General features: G+C 72.7%; 4 protein-coding genes. All 4 read left to right on the forward strand.

Annotated features, from left to right (window positions below):
• Window positions 1–235: 235 nt before the first annotated feature.
• The gene (locus tag QR77_RS41050; protein ID WP_052489842.1) at window positions 236–1,117 is read left to right on the forward strand and encodes an ABC transporter ATP-binding protein; all 882 of its coding nucleotides are present in this window, start codon (window positions 236–238) and stop codon (window positions 1,115–1,117) included.
• Window positions 1,114–2,004 (forward strand): branched-chain amino acid ABC transporter permease, encoded by an 891-nt coding sequence (locus tag QR77_RS41055; RefSeq protein ID WP_040026969.1) that lies wholly within the window; start codon window positions 1,114–1,116, stop codon window positions 2,002–2,004. Before QR77_RS41050 ends, QR77_RS41055 begins: the two co-directional genes overlap by 4 nt.
• On the forward strand, window positions 1,997–3,121 hold the full coding sequence (locus QR77_RS41060; RefSeq protein WP_040026970.1) for a branched-chain amino acid ABC transporter permease: 1,125 nt from the start codon (window positions 1,997–1,999) through the stop codon (window positions 3,119–3,121). Before QR77_RS41055 ends, QR77_RS41060 begins: the two co-directional genes overlap by 8 nt.
• A partial coding sequence (locus QR77_RS49655; protein WP_040026971.1) for an ABC transporter substrate-binding protein occupies window positions 3,118–3,815 on the forward strand: 698 nt, incomplete at its 3' end. The genes QR77_RS41060 and QR77_RS49655, both read left to right, overlap by 4 nt.

The raw sequence follows: 3,815 nt of genomic DNA on the forward strand, positions 1-3,815 counted from the left end.
CGACCCGACGCAGGGCGGCGACCGGACGCATGGCGCCACACCCGCACCGGGCGACGCCGCCACGCATGGCGGCGTCCCGATGCCAGGTGGCGCCCCGCCACCGGGCGAAGGGCCCACGCCTGGCGGTGGCCCGATCCCAGGAGACGGCTCGACGCCCGGCGGTGACCCGACGGGCGGTGTCACCCCGACGCCCGGCAGTGGCCCCGCACCGGGCCGTACCCGGCGCGACCCGCGCATCAGCGGTCCTTCCGCGGAGGGGCGGTCCAATCGCGAGCCCGGTGACGGCGATCCGCCCGCCGGGCCGCCCGCCTCCTCCGCGCCCCCGGCACTCACCCTCACCGGCCTCACCGTCCGCTTCGCCGGGCTCACCGCTCTCGACGGGGTCTCCTTCACCGTCGAACCCGGCAGTGTGCACGCCGTCATCGGACCCAACGGGGCCGGCAAGTCCACCTGCTTCAACGTCCTCTCCGGCGTCTACCGGGCCACCGCGGGCAGCGTCCGCCTCGGCGACACCGAGCTGACCGGCCTCGCCCCGCACCGGATCGCCGCCCTCGGCGTCGCCCGTACGTTCCAGAACCTCGCGCTGCCCCCGCACGCGACCGTCGCCGACAGCATGCTGCTCGGCCGCCACCGGCTCACCCGCGCCGGGTTCCTCGCCACCGGGCTCGGACTGCCCTCCGCCGCCAGGGAGGCGCGCCGACACCGCGCCAGGGTCGCCGAGATCGCCGAGTTCGTCGGCCTCGCCGATGATCTCGAACGGCCCGCCGGGACACTCCCGTACGGCAAACAGAAGCTCGTCGAACTGGGCCGCGCCCTCTGCATGGAGCCCCGCGTGCTCCTCCTGGACGAACCCGTCGCCGGGATGACCGCCGACGAGCGCCGCCGTACGGCCGCCGTCGTCTCCGGGGTGCGCGACAGCCTCGGCATCTCGATCGTGCTGGTCGAACACGACATGGGGGTGGTGATGCGGCTCGCCGACACGGTGACCGTCCTCGACTTCGGCCGCAGGATCGCGAGCGGCCCGCCCGCGCGTGTACAGAACGACCCCGCCGTCGTACGCGCCTACCTGGGCGCGGATGCCGCGCCCGACCCCGCAGACCAGGAGCCGACGCCGTGACCACCTTCATCGAACTCCTCCTCGGCGGCCTGTCCATCGGCTCCGTCTACGCCCTGATCGCCCTCGGCTTCGTGGTCATCTTCAAGGCCACCGAGGTCGTCAACTTCGCCCACGCCTCGCTCCTCCTGGCGGGCGGCTACGTCACCGCCGTCCTCCACGACGACCTCGGCTTCTGGCCCGCCCTCGCCGCCGGCGTCGCGGGCGCGGCGGTGGTCGGCTCCGCCGTCGAGTTCCTGGTGATGCGCCGCTACCGGGGCTCCGACCACAGCGTCCTCGCCATCGTCACCATCGGCGTCGATATCCTGCTGACCACCGAACTCACCCGCCGCCTCGGCACGGACGTGCTCGCGCTCGGCGACCCGTGGGGCGACCGCGTCCTCACCTTCGGCGGGGTCACCCTCGCCCAGACGCGGGTGGCCGCGTTTGTCGCCGCCGCCCTGCTCATCACCGCGTTCCTGCTGGCCTTCCGCCACACCAGTTGGGGGGTGGCCATGCGCGCGGCGGCCGAGAATCCGACCACCGCCGCGCTGATGGGTGTACGGCTCGGCCGGGTCTCGCTCTCCGCGTGGGCGGTCGCGGGCGCGCTGGCCGCCGTCGCCGCGCTGTTCCTCACCGTCTTCCCGACCCCCGGCCTCGAACGGGCCACCTCCCTCGCCGCCCTCAAGGCCTTTCCCGCCGCGATCCTCGGCGGGCTCGACTCGACCACGGGCGCCCTGGCGGGCGGACTGATCGTGGGGGTCACCGAATCGCTCGCCACCGGCTACCAGAGCGATCTGGTCTTCCTGGGCCGGGGGATCGGCGATCTCGCGCCCTACCTGGTGATGGTGGCCGTCCTCCTGGTCCGGCCCGCCGGGCTCTTCGGTACGAAGGAGCCGGCCCGTGTCTGACACGCGATCACCTGACACCACGTCGAAGTCCGCCGAGCGGAAGCGATCCGGACTTCGCCTCCCCTCCCGCCCACGCCCCTACGTGTGGGCCGCCACCACCGTCGTCCTCCTCGCCCTGCCCTTCTACGCCGACCGCTTCTGGCTTCAGGCAGGACTGTTCGCGATGGCCGCCGCGATCGGCGCCATCGGCCTCAACCTCCTCACCGGCGCCACCGGCCAACTCTCCATGGGACACGCCTTCTTCCTCGCCGTCGGCGCCTACGGCTACTGCGTCTTCGCCGGTGACGGCCGCGCCGAGAACGGCCACCGACTCGTCGGCCTCGGCCTGCCCACCTGGCTCGCCGCCGTCCTCGCCGTCCTCCTCGCGGGCCTGGCCGGCGGCCTGTTCAGCCCCATCGCGGGCCGGCTGCGCGGCGCCTACCTGGGCATCGCCACCCTCGCCCTGATCTTCATCGGCCAGCACCTCCTCTTCAACGCCGGCGACCTGACCGGGGGGTTCAACGGCCGCGCCGTCCCGCCGCTGTCCCTCTTCGGCGTCACCTTCGACGACACCGAGACCGTCGTGGCGGCCGTCCCCTTCCACTCCTCGGAGAAGCTCTGGTACGCGGGCCTCGCCGCCCTCCTCGCGGGCGGCCTCTTCGCCCGCGGCGTGCTGCGCGGCCGGCCGGGACGCGCCATGAACGCCATCCGGGACCACCGCGTCGCCGCCGGGGTGATGGGCGTGCCGGTGGCCCGCTACCGCGCCGCCGTCTTCGTCCTGTCCTCGATGTACGCGGGCCTCGCCGGTGTCCTGCTGGCCCTGCTCTTCCAGCGCACCGTGCCCGACTACTTCGGCATGGTCCTGGCGCTCGAATACCTCGCGATGATCGTCATCGGGGGCCTGGGGACCGTCGCGGGCGCCGTCGTCGGCGCCGCCTTCGTCTCCCTGCTGCCCCAACTCCTCACCCACTACAGCGACAGCCTGCCGCTGGTCTCCGACCCCGGCACCGGAGGCCTCGCCCCCGGCGAGGCCTCCCGCTACCTGTACGGCGCCGCGATCGTCGCGGTGGTCCTGTTCCTGCCCGGCGGTCTCACCCGCCCGACTCTGTCCGCACGGTCCTCACGGGAGAAGACATGACCCCATCAGCCCGCCACACCCTGAAGGGCGGCGCCGCGCTTCTGGCCGCCCTGGCCCTCGCCCTCGCCGGATGCAGTGGAAAGGCCACCGAGAAGGACCCCAGGAGCGAGGACGCCGGAGGAGTACGGACCGGCGTGGGCGTCACCGCGAAGACCATCAAGCTCGGGGTGCTCACCGACATGACCGGGGTGTACGCCTCCCTCGGCAAGAGCGTCACCCAGGCCCAGCAGTTGTGGGCGAAGCAGACCAACGCGGCCGGCGGGATCTGCGGCCGTACGATCGAGCTGACCGTCCGTGACCACGGCTACGACCCGCAGAAGGCCGTCGCCGCGTACAACGAACTCGCCCCCGGCGTCCTCGGCTTCGCCCAGTTCATCGGCTCCCCGTTCGTCGCCGCCGTCGAACCGCGCATCGACGGCCAGGACAAGGGACTTGTCCTGCCACAGGCGTGGTCGGCGTCGCTCCTCGGCAGCCCGTACGTCCGCGTGATCGGCGCCACCTACGACGTCGAGACCATCAACGCCGTCGACTACCTCCTCGCGGAGAAGCGCCTCGCGAAGGGCGACAAGCTCGGCCACGTCTACTTCGAGGGCGACTACGGCGAGAACGCGCTCGAGGGCTCCAAGTACGCCGCAGAACAAGCCGGGTTGACCGTGGTCGAGCAGAAGATCAAGCCGACGGACAACGACATGTC

This window comes from Streptomyces sp. 150FB (assembly GCF_000818195.1).
Taxonomy (GTDB): domain Bacteria; phylum Actinomycetota; class Actinomycetes; order Streptomycetales; family Streptomycetaceae; genus Streptomyces.